Source organism: Burkholderia sp. PR2 (assembly GCF_052372875.1).
Taxonomy (GTDB): Bacteria; Pseudomonadota; Gammaproteobacteria; order Burkholderiales; family Burkholderiaceae; genus Burkholderia; species Burkholderia diffusa.
Map to the genome: position 1 here is coordinate 1,675,032 of NZ_JBQRWH010000001.1, position 15,716 is coordinate 1,690,747.

The following is a 15,716-nucleotide window of genomic DNA, read 5'->3' on the forward strand; positions in this document are numbered from 1 at the left end:
ACGCCCGCGGCTTGCGCGGCATTCACCCGCCGGTGCTCGGCGGTCTCCAGCCATTGGCCAGTTCAGCCATCAACCGAAGCCGATGCTGATGCTGATGCTGAAGCTGCGTGTACCAGCGTCACCGCCCGTTTGCGCGCAGCCTCTCTGCCCGCGTGATCGACTTCAGGTCCGAACAGCGTTTTCTCGACGATGATCGATTCAATGTCGGTGATACCGATGAAGCGCAGCCACGCTTCAAGAAACGGCCGCTGAAAATCGAACGACTCGGCAGGCGTGCTCGATTGCCTTGAATAGTCGAGGCCTCTCGCATAGATCACGACTGCTTTCTTGCCGTTCAGCAATCCCGCTAACCCACGCTCGTCGAATGAGAAGAGGACGTCGCGGTGGGACACGGCGTCGATGAAATGCTTGAGCTTGTATGGGATGGAAAAATTCCACAGCGGCACGGAGAACAGCAGCGTATCCGCGTCGTGCATCCGCTGCGCCAGCTGCCGGAAACCTGCCCACGCTTGCTGCTGGCCTTCGCTGAGCGGTGTACCGCTCAAGTCCGCGTATTTGGCATCGAGCGCATCGCCGTCGAGCTCCGGCAATGGCGTCGCCCACAGGTCGAGCACGTCGACCAGATGCTCCGGATGCGCGTTGCGCCAGGCTTCCAGATACGCGCGCGCAACGTCGAGTGATGCGGACCGCGACTTGCGCGGGGAGGATTCGATATGCAGCAAGGTCGACATGAAACGACTCCTGACGGGTTGACGGCCCTCATCAGAACATAGTTCGATTCAAAATATAAACGAAGTATCATCGCGGTACTCAGTAGCATTCGCACTGTATTTCGGGGCATGTCATGTTCGATACCGTTTTGCTGCGCTCTTTCGTGGCCGTCGTCCAGGAAGGCGGGTTCACGCATGCCGCGGCCCGTCTGAATCTGACGCAGTCCGCGGTCAGCGCGCATCTGCGACGCCTGGAAAAACAGACCGGCCGTGACCTGCTCGTGCGCACCACGCGCTCGGTCACGCTCACGGTGGACGGCGAGCTGCTGCTGGGTTACGCGCGCGCCATCCTCGCGCTTAATCAGGACGCGCGCGCGCAACTGCTGCGCGAACCGAGTGCAGGCACGATCCGCGTGGGGCTGTCGGAAGACCTCGCCAATGTCAGGCTGATGCATGTGATACAGGCGTTTGCCGTGCGGTACCCGCGCATCGCATTCAGCATCAGAGTCGGTATCCCGGGCGAATTGCTCCAGGCGCTGGATCACGGTGAACTGGATGTGGTGATGGGTGGACGCTGCCATGACGGGCCCACCGGACGCGTGCTCTGGCGCGAGCCGCTTGTGTGGGCCGGTGCGGATTGGATGACGCTCACGCCTGGCGTACCGGTGCCGATTGCGCTGCTGCCGGAACCCTGCCCGTATCGTGAGGCCTCGCTGGCAGCACTGGCCCGCGCGGGCGTGGATTACCGGATCGTGCTCGTGTGCCCGAGCGGCGCCGGCCTGTGCGCCGCCGCGCACGCGGGCTTTGCGGTGACACCGATCGTGCACACACAACTTGCGCACGGCTTGCGTGCGGTCCCGCCGGATGCCGGCCTGCCGGCCCTGCCCGATGTCGAGTTCACGATGTTCGCGGCGCCGGGCGCGTCGACCAGGGTTGTCGACGAACTGGGCAACGCGATCGTGCTGGCATTCGCGCACAAAGGATGACCACGGTCATCGCGGCGACACGGTTGGGATTTTCGCGGCCAGAAGCATACGCATCGTCATCGGTTCACGAAATTCCACGAAGAACCCTAAAAAAGCCGCCAGCACCGTAGTGTCTGGCGGCTTTCTTTCGCGGCTGACCGCGCGTCAGAAATCGAGCTGCGCGGCCGTGATGCCAAGCGCAGCGGCGATCTTCTCGCGCGTCGACTTGCGCAGCTTCTCGCTTCGCTCCTGCTGCGCGTAAGCGGACTGGCAGATGCCGAGTCGGGCCGCGATATCGGCCTGCGTCAGTTTCAGATGTTCGCGCCATGCGCGCAGCGGCGTCGCCCCGTCTACTGTGGCGCTGATCACTTCGTGCGGGGTCAGGTCGCGCTCCTCTTCGTGCTGCGCCATGTAGTCCGCGTAGGGGATCACCACAAAGGCCGGTGCTCCGTCCGGCCCGTTGATGAATTGGATGTTGGTACGTGCGTTCAGATCGGCATGCACTTCCACGACCTGCGGGCGAAAGCGCCGACCGATCTGAAGCGGCAGCGGGGGGCCGCGGCAGCGCAATCACTGGCCGGCCACACGACCGAAAGCATGACGGCGCACTACGCGAAATCACGTGAAGTAGAACGCGTTCAACCCGTTCCATTGACGCGTCCAAGTTAGACACCGCCGCCCATGTTGGACGCGAAGGCTCCCCGGATCATCCGGGGAGCCTTATACCGCAAGGGCTTGTTACTGAAACGCCACTTCCGCGAAGCTCCGAAGTTTGCGGCTATGAAGCTTGTCGAGCCCGTTCGTGCGCAGAATCTCCATCGCCTTCACGCCGATCTGCAGATGCTGGTCGACCTGGCCGCGATAGAACGTGTCGGCCATGCCCGGCAGCTTTAGCTCGCCATGCAGCGGCTTGTCCGAGACGCACAGCAGCGTGCCGTACGGCACGCGGAAACGGAAACCGTTGGCGGCGATCGTCGCACTTTCCATGTCGAGCGCGATCGCGCGGCTCTGCGACAGCCGCTGCACGGGCTCGCGGTGATCGCGCAGTTCCCAGTTGCGGTTGTCGACGCTCGCGACCGTGCCCGTGCGCATCACGCGCTTCAGTTCGGCGCCTTCGAGACGGGTGACCTCGGCCACGCCGCGTTCGAGCGCGAGCTGTACTTCGGCGAGCGCAGGGATCGGCACCCACAGCGGCAGGTCCGCATCCAGCACGTGATCCTCGCGCACGTAACCGTGCGCGAGCACGTAGTCGCCGAGGCGCTGCGTGTTGCGCAGGCCCGCGCAGTGACCGAGCATCACCCAGGCATGCGGACGCAGCACCGCGATGTGATCGGTGATCGTCTTCGCGTTCGACGGACCGACACCGATGTTGACCATCGTGATCCCGCTGCCATCCGCGCGCTTCAGGTGATACGCGGGCATCTGCGGCAGCCGCGGCGGCGCGGCGCCCTCGGCCGGCTCGCTGCCGAGGTTCGCGTTGTACGTGATGACGTCGCCCGGCTCGACGAACGAACTGTACTGGCTGCGGTACGCGCGCACGTCGGGATCGGTGCTTTCCGTCATCAGCGTGCGGCCGAGCTTCACGAATTCGTCGATATAGAACTGGTAGTTCGTGTAGAGCACGTAATTCTGGAAGTGCGTGGGCGATGTCGCCGTGTAGTGACGCAGCCGGTGCAGCGAGAAGTCGACGCGCGCCGCGGTAAACAGCGCGAGCGGATGCGGCTCGCCGGGTGCCGGCTCGAACGTGCCGTTGACGATGCGGTCGTCGAGGTACGACAGGTCGGGCGTGTCGAAGATGTCGCGCATCGCGAGCAGCCGGTCGCGGTCGAGCTCGCCTTCGAGGTGAATGCCTTCGGGAAACGCGAAGTGAACCGGAATCGGCTGCGACGACACGCCGATCTCGATCTTCACATGGTGGTTCTTCGACAGCAGGCGCAGCTGCTCGCGATAGTAGTTCGCGAACAGGTCGGGACGCGTGACGGTCGTCTCGAACACGCCGGGGCCCGCGACGAACCCGTACGAACGGCGCGAATCGACGTGCGTGTTGACGTCGGTGCGAATCCGCACGAACGGGTAGCACGCGCGCACGTGCTCGGTGATCGATTCATGGCGGCGATAACGCGCGAACGCGTCGCGCAGGAAGCCGGTATTGGTGTCGTAGATGGCCGACAGCCGCGCGACGGCGGCAACGGAATCGTCGAATGCTTCGACGGGCGGGCTCTCAGGCGTCAGCACCCGATGCCGGCGGCTCAAATCGTTCTTCATTTTCATCACCTCGTCTGATCGGACGACATTACCACGGAACCCGGTCACGCTCATGGCCGCCCGCTCGCACGCCGCTTGCACGCGAGGGCCGGGCCGCGCGCAGTATTTGCTAAAATCCAAAGGTTCACTGGAGACTCATCATGAAGCCGCTCATTCTCGTCGCCGCTGCCGGCGTGCTTGCTGGCACGTTTGCCGCCGCCTACGCCGCCGGCGGCACGCCCGACGCCGACACGCAGGCCCGGGCCGAGGCCAACGAAGCCGCCGGCCTGCCCGATCTCCGCAAGATCAACCGGCCCGGCGCGGAAGTCACGTCGAAAGTCGACTTCGCCGACATTCGTCGCACGCCGAGCTTCCATGAAAAGAGCAAGAACGGCACCGAGGTCACCGAGTATCGCGATCGCGGCAAGCCGGTCGAGATCGACGTGAAGTCGAACTTCGGCACGCGCTACCAGATGAGCTCGACGCTCGACACCTCGCCGAAGCCGCATGACGCGGGCGTCCCGATCACGCGCCTGCCGTCGGTCAACCTCCGCTACTGATTTCCTGCCGCGCCGCGTCGATCCCGACGCGGCGCACCGGCTTTCCCTTCACCTCCTGTCGCGCCGCACGCCGCGCGCGTGCCGACAACTGACCAGACGCATCTCGCATGGCCGTTTTCACCGCTGTTTCCGACTCCGATCTCGCGCAATGGATGCGCCACTACGAACTGGGCGACGTGCTGGCGTTCCGCGGCATTCCGTCCGGCATCGAAAACAGCAACTTCTTCCTGACGACGACGCGCGGCGAATACGTCCTGACGATCTTCGAAAAGCTGACGGCGGAACAGCTGCCGTTCTACCTGGACCTGATGCGCCATCTGGCCAGCCACGGCGTGCCGGTGCCGGATCCGGTCCCGCGCGACGACGGCGCGCTGTTCGGCGAACTGCACGGCAAGCCGGCGGCGATCGTCACGAAGCTCGACGGCGCCGCCGAACTCGCACCGGGGGTCGAACACTGCATCGAGGTCGGGCAGATGCTCGCGCGCCTGCATCTCGCGGGGCGCGACTATGCGCGCCACCAGCCGAACCTGCGCAGCCTGCCGTGGTGGCAGGAGAACGTGCCGGCGATCGTGCCGTTCATTTCCGACGCGCAGCGCACGCTGCTCGAGGACGAACTCGCGCATCAGGCCGCGTTCTTCTCGTCGGACGACTACGCGGCGCTGCCGAGCGGCCCGTGCCACTGCGACCTGTTCCGCGACAACGTGCTGTTCGCGCACGCGGCGCCCGGCACCGGTCACGACATCCGGCTCGGCGGCTTCTTCGATTTCTATTTCGCGGGCTGCGACAAATGGCTGTTCGACGTCGCAGTGACCGTCAACGACTGGTGCGTCGACCTCGCGACGGGCGTGCTCGACGTCGCGCGCGCGGACGCGCTGCTGCGCGCGTACCAGACGGTCCGGCCGTTCACGGCCGAAGAGCGCCGCCACTGGAGCAACATGCTGCGCGCGGGCGCGTACCGCTTCTGGGTGTCGCGCCTGTACGACTTCTACCTGCCGCGCGCGGCCGAAATGCTCAAACCGCACGACCCCGGTCATTTCGAACGCATCCTGCGTGAGCGTATCGCCCACACGCCCGCGCTTCCCGAGACCCATACCGCATGCAACTGATCGAAGTGCCCGCGAAAGCGGGCTATGTCTGGTTCCGTCAAGGTATCTGGCTGTTCCGCCGGAACCCGCTCGCGTTCATCACGCTGTTTTTCACGTACCTGCTGGCGATCACGCTGGTGTCGATGGTGCCTGTCATCGGCGCGGCGCTGCCGCTGCTGTTCATCCCCGGCATCGCCGTCGGCTTCATGGCCGCGTGCCGCGACACGGTGGCCGGCAAGCCGGTGATGCCGACGATCCTCATCGACGGCTTTCGCTCGTACGGCTCCGTGACGACGCAGCGGCTGCTCGTGCTCGGCGTGGTCTACGTCGCGCTGATGGTGCTGGTGTTCGCCGCGTCGTCCATCGTGGACGGCGGCGGGCTGCTCACCATGATGCTGGGCGCGACGAGCGAAACGAGTCCGACGCCGGAAGCGCTTGCCGCCCAAGGCACGCTCGGCGCGCTGCTGCTGGCGACGCTGCTCTACGCGCCGGTCGCGATGTTGTTCTGGTTCGCGCCGGTGCTCACCGCGTGGCACGACATCCCGCCCGCCAAGGCGCTGTTCTTCAGCATCGTCAGTTGCTGGCGCAATCGCGGCGCATTCGTGGTGTACGGGCTGCTGTGGTTCGGCGTTGCGCTCGGCACGTCGTTCGGCCTGTCGCTGCTGCTGCAGGCGCTCGGCGCCGGCGCCTACGTGCTGACGATCATGATGCCGGTGACGATCATCATCGTGACGATGATGTACTGCTCGTTCTATGCGACCTATCGCGGCTGCTTCGGCGTGCAGGAACCAGGGGCCGCAACGCCCGCCTCGGGCCGTTGACGCAGACTCGGCCGGCGCACGCCGCCGGCCGCCCCAACCTTCACGCTGCCCCCTGTTCAATCGAATCTGTTGCGCGCAAAATAATTTGCATGCAAATCATTAGCGCGTCCGCCGCGCCACCCGAATCATGGACCGCCTGCCCCCGCTGCCCCAGACGCTCGACGAGCAACTGTGCTTCGCGCTCTATTCGACTTCGCATGCGATGACGAAGGCGTACAAGCCGCTGCTCGACAAGCTGTCGCTGACCTATCCCCAATATCTGGCGATGCTCGTGCTGTGGGAACGTGACGATATCGCGGTGAAGGATATCGCCGCCCGCCTCGACCTCGACCCGGCCACCGTCACACCGCTGCTGAAGCGGCTCGAGGCGCTCGGCTACGTCGAACGCGTGCGCAGTGCGACCGACGAGCGCGTCGTGAACGTGCGCGTGACGACGGAAGGCCGAGCGCTGAAGCTCAAGGCGCGCTCGGTGCCCGCCGATCTCTTTTGCGCGATGCAGCAAACGCCCGAGTTCCTGGTCAGGCTGCGCGCGGATCTCCAGCAATTACGCAACGCGCTGTCGGCCGCCAACGAAGGCTGACGTCACGTCGATCTCAAACAGGCCCGGCACTGCCGGGCTTTTTCTTCAAATTTCATTTGCACACTAATCATTTGTGTTCTATATTTCCTTCGTGGCCGGCGACACCCCGTCCGACCGGACCGCTTCCTACCATTCTTCCGACAGGAGCTGCACCATGAACATTCTGTACAAGACCAGCGCCACGAGCACGGGCGGCCGCGACGGCCGTGCGGTATCGGCCGACAACAAGCTGGAAGTGAAGCTGGCCGCGCCGCGCGAGCTCGGCGGTACGGGCGCGGAAGGTACGAATCCGGAGCAGCTGTTTGCAGCAGGTTACTCGGCTTGTTTCCTGAGCGCGATGAAGTTCGTCGCCGGCCAGAACAAGCAGGCGCTGCCGGCCGACACGCAAGTGACCGCGGAAGTGGGCATCGGCCCGAACGACGCCGGCGGCTTCGGGCTCGACATCGAACTGCGCGTGTCGCTGCCGGGGCTCGACAAGGCCGACGCACAGGCGCTGGTGGACAAGGCGCACCACGTGTGCCCGTACTCGAACGCGACCCGCAACAACGTGCCGGTGCGCCTGACGGTCGTCTGACGCAACGCGCGGCACCGAATGCAAAAAGGGCGTGTGCGGCTGCTCGCCACACACGCCCTTTTGCGTGATTCGCCGGGCCGGCTGGTGAGCCGGCCCGCGCTGCGCTGCTTAACGCGAGCCGAACGAGAACGGACGGTTCATCGCCGCTTCGCGATCGATCTTGCGCATGCGGAATTCGAGATCGTAGATGTCGGTTGCTTCGGCCAGATAGGCATCGGCGCGCTCTTTCGCGGCCTTTTCAGCGTTCTTGGTCAACATCAGGAAGAGGTGGCTCAGCAGGTACATGTTTGATCTCGCAATCCAAAGGTTCTTTGACTAGGGTTTTCCCGAATTATAGGGAAAACCCTAGGCTTTGGCCAGCGTCGATCAGACGGCGCGTCGTTCGGTCGCCACAGTGCGCCGATTTTCTTCGAAAAATGACCAGATCATCGCGCTCGCATCGGGACCGACCGCCGCATGAAACGGCACCGCTTCGTCACCGCCCGCCCACGCATGATCGAGCCCTTTCACGTGACAGAGCCGCACGATCGACTCGCCATCGCGACGCACGTCGGTGATCTGCGCGCCAGCCTCGCGCGTTTCCACACGCTCGCCGCCGCGCAGTGCGCCGCGGCTGTCCGCGAGCCCGTTCAGGCGCATGAACTGCACCATCAACTGGTCCGCATTCTTCGGCGCGACGACATGGTCCCGGTCGCCCTGCACGATCAACACGGGCATGCCCGGATACGCCCCCGCATCGACCAGCGTGTCGACCACCGCGGCCGGGTTCTGCCGCAGGCCGCGCCGCATCACGTCCATCGCGCTGATCCCGGAATTCGCCTCGCCGAGCGCGGGGCCCGAGTGCAGCGCCACAGCCGCGAAGCGATCCGGGTGGTGCAGCGCGAGCAGTGCTGCCAGGCCCGCGCCGGCCGACAGCCCGGCGACGTAGACGCGCGATGCGTCGAAGCCGTGCTCGTCGACGAGGGCGTCGACGAGCGACGCGGCCGCGTCCGCCTCGCCGCGCCCCGCGCGGTCGGTGTCTTCGTACCAGTGCCAGCAGCCGTGCGCGTGCGCGCGCAGCGACTGCTCCGGATACAGCACCGCGAAGCCATGCTTGTCGGCCAGCAGGTTCATCCGGGTGCCCTGCGCGAACTCGTCGACCGATTGCTGGCAGCCGTGCAGCATCACCACGAGCGGTATCGCACCGCGCCGGCGGCCAGGTGGAACGTACAGCCCGTAGGCGAGCTGCTGGACCAGGCGACCGAGCGCGGGCGCCATCGGATGCTCGCCGCGCGTCCACTCGCCGGCCGCCCATGCAGCCGCGCGCGGCCGCACGCGCGACTCACGCGGCGGGGACAGATCGGTTGCGGCGGGCGACGCGGCGGCCTCGAGCGTATCGCGCGCGATACGCTGTGCATCACGTGCCGCTCGTTTGGCAGCCGGAGACAGCATACGTTTCATGCCGCCCAGCCATACCTTCGTCAGACTTTTGGTCATCGATCGGGCTCGCGTTCAGGAAAAATAGGGATACAACACTCGGTGGATCGTTCGACTTTGTGCAATGCACCATAGCATTGTTTATGGGATTTTTCCTGCACGCGGATAGTTCCCCCGCGGCGCAAAAAACGGGCCTCGAGCATACGCGGCGCTATACTGGGGTTTAGCCGCTTGTATCCGTTGTAGTCGTTCTCTCCGGCTCGTGCGTTGATTTAAGCATTCGTCCCGCCTCTGCTCGTTCCTCTCCCGATGTTCGACCTGTCCTCTCACCTGTGGATCACGATCACCGCGTTCGGTGGCGCCGGACTGACCTTGCCGCTCGCGATCACGATCGCCGTGTGGCTCGCGCTCGGCTACTCGTGGCAGCGCGCGGCCGCGTGGCTCGGCGTGCTCGCCGTCGCGATCGGGGTCGTCGCGCTCACCAAGATCGCATTCCTCGGCTGGGGCGTCGGCATCCGCGCATGGGACTTCACGGGATTCAGCGGCCACGCGATGCTGTCGACGTCGGTCTATCCCGTCGCGATCTTCCTCGCGCTGATCCGCACGCGCACGACGGTGCGGATCGCCGGCATCGCGCTCGGGCTCGCGGCCGGCATCGCGGTCGGCGTGTCGCGCGTCGCGCTCGACGCGCATTCGCCGTCCGAATCGATCACCGGCTGCATCGTCGGCGCGATCGCCGCGCTGGCATTCATCGCCGGCTCGTGGCACGCAGTGCCGCACCGCTGGTCGGTGCCGGCGGTCGTCGTGAGCCTCGCGCTCGTCACCGTCGCGCTGCACGGCGTCACGGTGCCGTCGCATCGCTGGGTCACCAGGGTGGCGCTGGAATTGTCGGGGCACGAGCGGCCGTTCGTCCGCGCCCGCTGGAAAGCCAATCCCAACTACCGGCCCGCATATCAGCCGTCGTCGCTGCACCGCACCGGATCGCCGCCGTTGCTGCACGCGTGACGGGCCGCGCGCACGTCATTCCCGTCGCCATTCAGGCCTGAAGATTTCATGCGCGCGGTCGCATGAACGGTATGTCGAGCGTTATAACCCGCCCTATATTACGATTACGGTTCCAACCATTCCATTCGAACGACCAGTCCATGCGCTCAACCGTCCGCCCGCTTCGCCGCACCCTGCTCCGCCTGCTGCCGCTCGCCGCGCTTGCCGCAGCCGTCTCGTTCAGCGGGCCGGCTTCCGCTGCCGACGAGCTGGTCGTGTCGGCGGCGGCAAGCCTGACGAATGCGTTCAAGGCCGTCGGCGATGCTTATCAGAAGCAGCATCCGGACACCAAGGTGCTGTTCAACTTTGGCGCGTCGGACGTGCTGATGCAGCAGATCGCCAAGGGCGCGCCGGCCGACGTGTTCGCATCGGCCGACCAGAAGGCGATGGATCGTGCGGTCGGCGAAAAGGTCATCGTGCCGGGTACGCGCCGCGATTTCGCGGCGAACTCGCTCGTGATGATCGTGCCGGCCGACAGCCACGTGGCCGCGCCGACGTCGCTGAACGACCTGACGGCGCCCGGCGTGAAGCGCATCGCGTACGGCGACCCGGCGTCGGTGCCGGTCGGCCGTTACACGGAAGGCGCGCTGCGTGCGGCAGGCGTATGGGACGCCGTCAGCGCGAAGGGCGTGCTGGCCGCCAACGTGCGCCAGAGCCTCGATTACGTCGCACGCGGCGAAGTCGACGCCGGCTTCGTATTCGGCACCGACGCGGCGATCATGCCGGGCCGCGTGAAGGTGGTGCTGACCGTGCCGACGCAGACGGCCATCACCTATCCGATCGCGGTGGTCAAGGACAGCCGCCATGCCGCACAGGCGCAGTCGTTCATCGACTTCGTCGCGTCGCCGCAGGGCCAGGCCGTGCTGGCCACGTTCGGCTTCAAGCCCGCGGGCAAGTGAGCAGAGCATGATGCAGGACGCCTGGGTGCCGCTGCTGTTGTCGCTGAAGGTCGCCGGCTGGGCGACCGCGCTCGACATCGTGCTCGGCGTCGCCGCCGCCTTCCTGCTCGCGCGCTGGCGCTCGCCGATGCGCGACGTGGTCGATTCGCTGCTGACGCTGCCGCTCGTGCTGCCGCCGACGGTGCTCGGCTATTACCTGCTCGTGCTGCTCGGCCGGCGCGGCGTGTTCGGCGCATGGCTCGACAAGCTCGGCATCGAACTCGTCTTCACGTGGCAGGGCGCGGTGATCGCATCGATGGTCGTCGCGTTCCCGCTGATCCTCAAATCGGCGCGCACGGCGTTCGAAAGCGTCGATCCGCATCTCGAGCGCGCGGCACGCACGCTCGGGCTCGGCGAAGCCGCGGTGTTCTTCCGCGTGACGCTGCCGCTCGCCACGCGCGGCATCCTGGCCGGTGCGCTGCTCGCCTTCGCGCGCGCGCTCGGCGAATTCGGCGCGACGCTGATGATCGCCGGCAACCTGCCCGGCCGCACGCAGACGCTTTCGGTCGCGATCTATGCGGCGGTGCAGGCCGGCGACGACAGCACGGCCAACTTCCTCGTGCTGGTGACGTCGATCACCTGCGTGCTCGTGCTGCTCGCGACCGGCTGGCTCGTGCCGTCGCGCGCCGGGCGGAGCCAGCTGACATGACGCGCCTGCCGCATCCGTACCGCCGCGCCTCACGGGTCGCGGCAAAACGCCTTGCCGTCGCGCGATCGGCTTCCCGCACGCGCGGCGCGGCACGACGGAGACCGGCATGAGCGTCGCCGTCGACATCCGCAAGACCTACGTGAATGCGGAGCGCCGCTTCACACTCGACGTGTCGTTCACGGCCGCCACGCAGCGCGTCGTGCTGTTCGGGCCGTCCGGCGCAGGCAAGAGCATGACGCTGCAGGCGATCGCCGGCCTGCTGTCGCCCGACGAAGGCACGATCGCGCTGAATGGCGAACCGCTGTTCGATTCCGCGCGCGGCATCGACGTGCCGACCCGTGCGCGCCGCGTCGCCTACCTGTTCCAGGACTATGCGCTGTTTCCGCACCTGAACGTGCGCCAGAACATCGCGTTCGGGCTCACGTCGGGCCTGCGCAATCCGCGTGCGAAGACCGTGCCGCCCGAAGTCGCGTACTGGCTGCATGCGTTCGAACTCGACACGCTCGCCGGGCAATTCCCGTCGCAGCTGTCGGGCGGACAGAAGCAGCGCGTCGCGCTTGCCCGCGCACTGGTCGCGCAGCCGCGCATCCTGCTGCTCGACGAACCGTTCGCGGCACTCGACGGCGCGATGCGCCAGCGCATGCGCCACGAGCTCGCCGAACTGCAGGCGCGGCTCGATATCCCGATGGTGCTCATCACGCACGACCCCGACGACGTCGCCGCATTCGGCGACCAGGTCGTGCAATTGAGCGAAGGACGCGTGCAGGCCGCCACGCCGCACGCCGAGTGGCCGACGCGCGTCACCTGATCGTGCGAAGGCGGTGGCCCAAGCGGCCACGTTTGACCTGAGAGAAGCCGCACTGGCGGCACAAGCTGAAAACGGGATCGAAGCCGGCGCCTCGCGTACGTTGGGCGGCGCCGGTTTCGCCTCGCCCGCCCATGGTCATCGCCGGAAACGGCTCACACCGCCGCCGCGCGCAATCAGCCCGTCACCGCGAGAATCACGCTCGATGCCTTGAACAGCGCGATCGCACACCGGCCGGCGTCGAGTTGCAGCGCCCCGACGCTGTCGTTCGTGACCACGGCCGTGAGCGTCCCGCCGCCGTCGAGCGCCAGCGTCACCTCGCTGTTCACCGCGCCCGCCGCGACGGTTTCGACCGTCCCGTGCAACTGGTTGCGTGCGGATACCTTCAGAGACGCTTCGGCTCCGCCTTCGTCGTCGACGGCCAGCACGACCCACGACGCCTTCACGAGCGCGCACGCATCCGCGCCCGGCCGCAGGCCGAGCGCATCGGCACTTTCGTGCGTCAGCACCGCGACGATCACCTGCCCGCCGGGCAGCACGAGCGTCACCTCGTCGTTCACCGTGCCGCGCACGATCGACTCGACCTTGCCGAACAACTGGTTGCGCGCGCTCGTCTTCATCCCGATCCGGCCGATCAGTGCCCAGTCGACGTCGAAACCGGACACCGCCGCGCTCGCGGCGTCGATGAAGCGGCGATGCTCGCGCTCGATCGTGCGGAACGCGGCGATCAGCGACGTTGCGCGCGGCGTCAGCGTCGTGCCGCCGCCGCCCTTGCCGCCCGTCGAGCGCGTCACGAGCGGCTCGCCGGCCAGGTTGTTCATCGTATCGATCGCATCCCACGCGGCCTTGTAGCTGAGGCCGACGGCCTTCGCCGCGCGCGTGATCGACCCGGTGTCGCCGATCGCGGCGAGCAGCGCGATGCGGGTGGCGCCGCCGAGCGTCTGCTCGCCCGCGCGCAGCCACAGTTCGCCGCCCAGCTCGAGCGGTCCGGCAGAAGAGGAAGGAGGCGACGCGTCGCTCATCGGTCTGTCTGAAGAAAACGGGGGGCCATTATAGTGAGCGCGCGCTGCTCAACGCGGCTTGCCATCCAGCTTCGGCGGGCGCAGGCTCGCGAGCAGCGTCTCGGCGTCCCTCGCCGCGCGTTGCTCGAGCGCGGCGCCGTAGCCGCGCACGAAACCCAGCTGGTAAGCGGGCGCCGCCAGTTGCTCGAGATGATGCAGCGCGACGATCGTGTCGTTCGCCTCGCCAAGCACGCTCTGCACGCGCGCGAGCGTCTTGACCGTTTCGTTGCGCGTGCGGCGCGATGCCAGCGACGCGAAGAATTCGAGCGCGTAGCGCAGCCGCTTCGTGTCGATCCGCACCTGGTGCCGCGCGGCCGTGTCGAGCGACGTGAGCGACGGCGATGCATACAGGTGACCGAACAGCCGCCGCACGCGCTTGGTTGCGTGACGCCGCAGCGACGGTGCATCGTCGTCGGCATCGGTCGGCGGTAGCGCAAGCCCGCTCAGCCACTCGAGCCACCCGAGCGTCAGTCGCGCATAGCGCGCCGAATGCAGCGCCTGGCGCAGTTCGACGCGCGCGGCCATCGCCTGTACGCGCGCGGCGTCGAGCGTGCCGTCCCAGTCCGCGCTGCCGCCGTCGGCCGCGATCAGCGCGGGCAGGCTCTCGGTCGAGAACACGTCCCAGTCGCGCACCGTGCCGAGCAGCGCCGCAAGCCAGCTCAAGTCGACGCCGAACGTGTCCTGCCATTGATCGTCCGCGAAACGCGGGAAGAAGCGCATCAGCGTACGCAGCCGCCGCAGCGCGACGCGCATCTGGTGCACGAATTCGGGATCGTCGCGGTCGAGCACACCGCCCTCGTTGCCGAGCCATTGCGCGGCGATGTCACCCGACAGCGCGAACAGCGCTGCCCGCTGCGTGCGGATGCCGGTCAGGTCGACGAGTTGCGCCTTGACCGGCCCGGCGACGGCAGGCTCGCCCGCGCACGCGCGATCGATCACGCTGGTCAGTTGCACGAACGCGGGCCATGCGCCGCTGAGCTCGCGCGCGGCGGCAAACAGCGCGCGCAGCGCGGCCATGCGTGCGGCGGCGGTTTCCCAGTCGGGTGCCGCGAGGCGCAGCTCGACATGGCGGCGCGGCGGCTCGGTGCCGCCGTGCAGGGTGATGTCGTCGAGCGTCATCTCGACCACCACGCCGCTGTCGTCCGCCCAGCGCCCGCGCCGCCGCTCGCTGACGAGCCGCGGCGGTGCCGGTGCCGACGATGCGGCAACCGCCGCTTCGTCGACGGCGCCGGCCGTCACGCGGTCGCCCTCGTCCGTGGCCTCCGCGGATTCCGAATCGGCGATCGGCACCGACACCGGCGTGGCCACGACGATGCCCGCATGCTCGGCATCGAACAACTCACGCGCCACGACACCGGGCGCGAATGCCTTCGTGCGCGACGCGACGACCCGCCGCCCCTGCGCGTTCGACTCGATCCACGTCCACCAGCACTCGCCGGGGTTCGTCTCGGCTTCCTCGACCTGGCACGGCTCGATCGTCACGCGCTCCTGGCCGCGCCGCATCCGCACCTGCGGGCAGATCCGCCACGCACGGACGAGTTCGGCACCGAAGTCGCGCTGCTCGCCACGGGCCCGGCTTCCCGTCTTGACCGGCCAACCTTCCAGCGACAGGCACAACACGATTTCCAGCACACGCGACATGGAGGCTCCTGCACATGAAGAATCGCCGGCGCATCGTCCGCGCCGGCGTCGCCCGTGAAGCAGCTTCCATAGTACACGCCGCAAAATCGCGCGGGAGACGACCTGGCCCTGTCGCGCCTGTCGCGCATCAAACGACGTATCAGACGACGTATTGCGCGATGCCGTTGCCGAACGACCAGTCCTCCTTCAGCACTTCGACGAGACTGATGAATACGTCCTGCGGCCGCACGCCGGGCTGCCGCGCGAGGTTTTCGGCGATGGTCCGGTACAGCGCCTGCTTCTGCTCGAGCGTGCGCGTGTTGTTCGCCGTGATCTGGATCATCACGAGATCGCCGCTGCGTTCGATGTCGAGGTAGTGGCGGCCGAATACAAAGTTCTCGGCCGAATGCTCGGTCACGACCATGAAGATGTCGTCCTCGGGCACGTTGAACGTGTGCATCAGCGCGCGATGCACGCCGTCGACGAGCGCCGCACGGTAGGCGGCCGGTTTGCCTTCGCGCACTGCGATACGGGTGAACGGCATGATCCTGCTCCTTTCGGTGACGTTGAAAAATGGAAACGCCACGTCAGGTTAGGCGCGCGTGACTATAATGAACAGTCATCAATCAATATTTCATCCATTT

Annotated in this window: 18 protein-coding genes; 10 read left to right on the plus strand and 8 right to left on the minus strand. The window is 66.8% G+C overall.

The annotated features are described in order from the left end of the window. Positions 1-62: 62 nt before the first annotated feature. Entirely contained in the window at positions 63-731 is a 669-nt protein-coding gene (locus tag ACT2FV_RS07265) for an FMN-dependent NADH-azoreductase (protein WP_444503535.1), read from the minus strand. A 113-nt stretch (positions 732-844) separates the two neighbouring features. On the opposite strand from ACT2FV_RS07265, the gene ACT2FV_RS07270 reads away from it, so the two are divergent. Next, positions 845-1,696 (plus strand): LysR substrate-binding domain-containing protein, encoded by an 852-nt coding sequence (locus tag ACT2FV_RS07270; protein ID WP_444503536.1) that lies wholly within the window; start codon positions 845-847, stop codon positions 1,694-1,696. Between the two features lie 144 nt (positions 1,697-1,840). On the opposite strand, the gene ACT2FV_RS07275 is transcribed toward ACT2FV_RS07270, so the two are convergent. Next, complete coding sequence (locus ACT2FV_RS07275; protein WP_444503908.1) at positions 1,841-2,167, minus strand: helix-turn-helix domain-containing protein; 327 nt, start codon at positions 2,165-2,167, stop codon at positions 1,841-1,843. Positions 2,168-2,413: 246 nt separating this feature from the next. Beyond that, positions 2,414-3,940, minus strand: a complete 1,527-nt coding sequence (locus ACT2FV_RS07280; RefSeq protein WP_059601858.1) for an AMP nucleosidase — start codon at positions 3,938-3,940, stop codon at positions 2,414-2,416. 140 nt (positions 3,941-4,080) lie between these two features. Between ACT2FV_RS07280 and ACT2FV_RS07285 the strand changes: the two genes are divergently transcribed. The 5 genes from ACT2FV_RS07285 (at position 4,081) to ACT2FV_RS07305 (ending at position 7,539) form a co-directional block, all read left to right on the plus strand. Then, a complete protein-coding gene (locus tag ACT2FV_RS07285) occupies positions 4,081-4,479 on the plus strand; it encodes a hypothetical protein (RefSeq protein WP_444503537.1) in 399 nt (132 codons plus the stop codon). Between the two features lie 107 nt (positions 4,480-4,586). Further along, positions 4,587-5,585 carry a homoserine kinase gene (locus ACT2FV_RS07290; RefSeq protein WP_174908630.1) on the plus strand — a complete coding sequence of 333 codons (999 nt, stop codon included), beginning with the start codon at positions 4,587-4,589 and terminating at the stop codon, positions 5,583-5,585. Next, positions 5,576-6,385: a BPSS1780 family membrane protein gene (locus tag ACT2FV_RS07295; protein ID WP_059466514.1), complete on the plus strand. Its 810-nt coding sequence runs from the start codon at positions 5,576-5,578 to the stop codon at positions 6,383-6,385. The genes ACT2FV_RS07290 and ACT2FV_RS07295 overlap by 10 nt, the downstream gene beginning before the upstream one ends. A gap of 127 nt (positions 6,386-6,512) precedes the next feature. Next, complete coding sequence (locus ACT2FV_RS07300; RefSeq protein WP_059601701.1) at positions 6,513-6,965, plus strand: MarR family winged helix-turn-helix transcriptional regulator; 453 nt, start codon at positions 6,513-6,515, stop codon at positions 6,963-6,965. 154 nt (positions 6,966-7,119) lie between these two features. Further along, positions 7,120-7,539: an organic hydroperoxide resistance protein gene (locus tag ACT2FV_RS07305; RefSeq protein ID WP_031399791.1), complete on the plus strand. Its 420-nt coding sequence runs from the start codon at positions 7,120-7,122 to the stop codon at positions 7,537-7,539. Positions 7,540-7,647: 108 nt separating this feature from the next. Here ACT2FV_RS07305 and ACT2FV_RS07310 read toward each other — a convergent pair whose 3' ends face one another. Together ACT2FV_RS07310 and ACT2FV_RS07315 are read right to left on the minus strand one after the other, a co-directional pair. Continuing rightward, positions 7,648-7,824 (minus strand): DUF3563 family protein, encoded by a 177-nt coding sequence (locus tag ACT2FV_RS07310; RefSeq protein ID WP_069228557.1) that lies wholly within the window; start codon positions 7,822-7,824, stop codon positions 7,648-7,650. Between the two features lie 81 nt (positions 7,825-7,905). Further along, complete coding sequence (locus tag ACT2FV_RS07315; protein ID WP_444503538.1) at positions 7,906-9,015, minus strand: extracellular catalytic domain type 1 short-chain-length polyhydroxyalkanoate depolymerase; 1,110 nt, start codon at positions 9,013-9,015, stop codon at positions 7,906-7,908. Positions 9,016-9,264: 249 nt separating this feature from the next. Here ACT2FV_RS07315 and ACT2FV_RS07320 point away from each other — a divergent pair, with 249 nt between their 5' ends. The 4 genes from ACT2FV_RS07320 to ACT2FV_RS07335 all read left to right on the plus strand — a co-directional run bounded on the left by ACT2FV_RS07320 (position 9,265) and on the right by ACT2FV_RS07335 (position 12,394). After that, positions 9,265-9,960, plus strand: coding sequence for a phosphatase PAP2 family protein (locus ACT2FV_RS07320; protein WP_059601697.1), 696 nt, complete (start codon positions 9,265-9,267; stop codon positions 9,958-9,960). Between the two features lie 140 nt (positions 9,961-10,100). After that, positions 10,101-10,898, plus strand: coding sequence for a molybdate ABC transporter substrate-binding protein (gene modA / locus ACT2FV_RS07325; protein WP_124901301.1), 798 nt, complete (start codon positions 10,101-10,103; stop codon positions 10,896-10,898). A 10-nt stretch (positions 10,899-10,908) separates the two neighbouring features. Beyond that, positions 10,909-11,586: a molybdate ABC transporter permease subunit gene (gene modB, locus ACT2FV_RS07330; protein ID WP_059601856.1), complete on the plus strand. Its 678-nt coding sequence runs from the start codon at positions 10,909-10,911 to the stop codon at positions 11,584-11,586. A 106-nt stretch (positions 11,587-11,692) separates the two neighbouring features. Then, on the plus strand, positions 11,693-12,394 hold the full coding sequence (locus tag ACT2FV_RS07335; protein ID WP_124621150.1) for a sulfate/molybdate ABC transporter ATP-binding protein: 702 nt from the start codon (positions 11,693-11,695) through the stop codon (positions 12,392-12,394). Positions 12,395-12,567: 173 nt separating this feature from the next. Here the strand turns inward: ACT2FV_RS07335 and ACT2FV_RS07340 are convergent, their stop codons facing one another. From ACT2FV_RS07340 to ACT2FV_RS07350, 3 genes are all read right to left on the minus strand, one after another. After that, a complete protein-coding gene (locus ACT2FV_RS07340) occupies positions 12,568-13,413 on the minus strand; it encodes a TOBE domain-containing protein (RefSeq protein ID WP_444503539.1) in 846 nt (281 codons plus the stop codon). Positions 13,414-13,461: 48 nt separating this feature from the next. After that, positions 13,462-15,093, minus strand: coding sequence for a CHAD domain-containing protein (locus ACT2FV_RS07345; RefSeq protein WP_444503540.1), 1,632 nt, complete (start codon positions 15,091-15,093; stop codon positions 13,462-13,464). 139 nt (positions 15,094-15,232) lie between these two features. Beyond that, positions 15,233-15,616, minus strand: a complete 384-nt coding sequence (locus ACT2FV_RS07350) for a tautomerase family protein (RefSeq protein WP_151048564.1) — start codon at positions 15,614-15,616, stop codon at positions 15,233-15,235. Positions 15,617-15,716 lie beyond the last annotated feature (100 nt).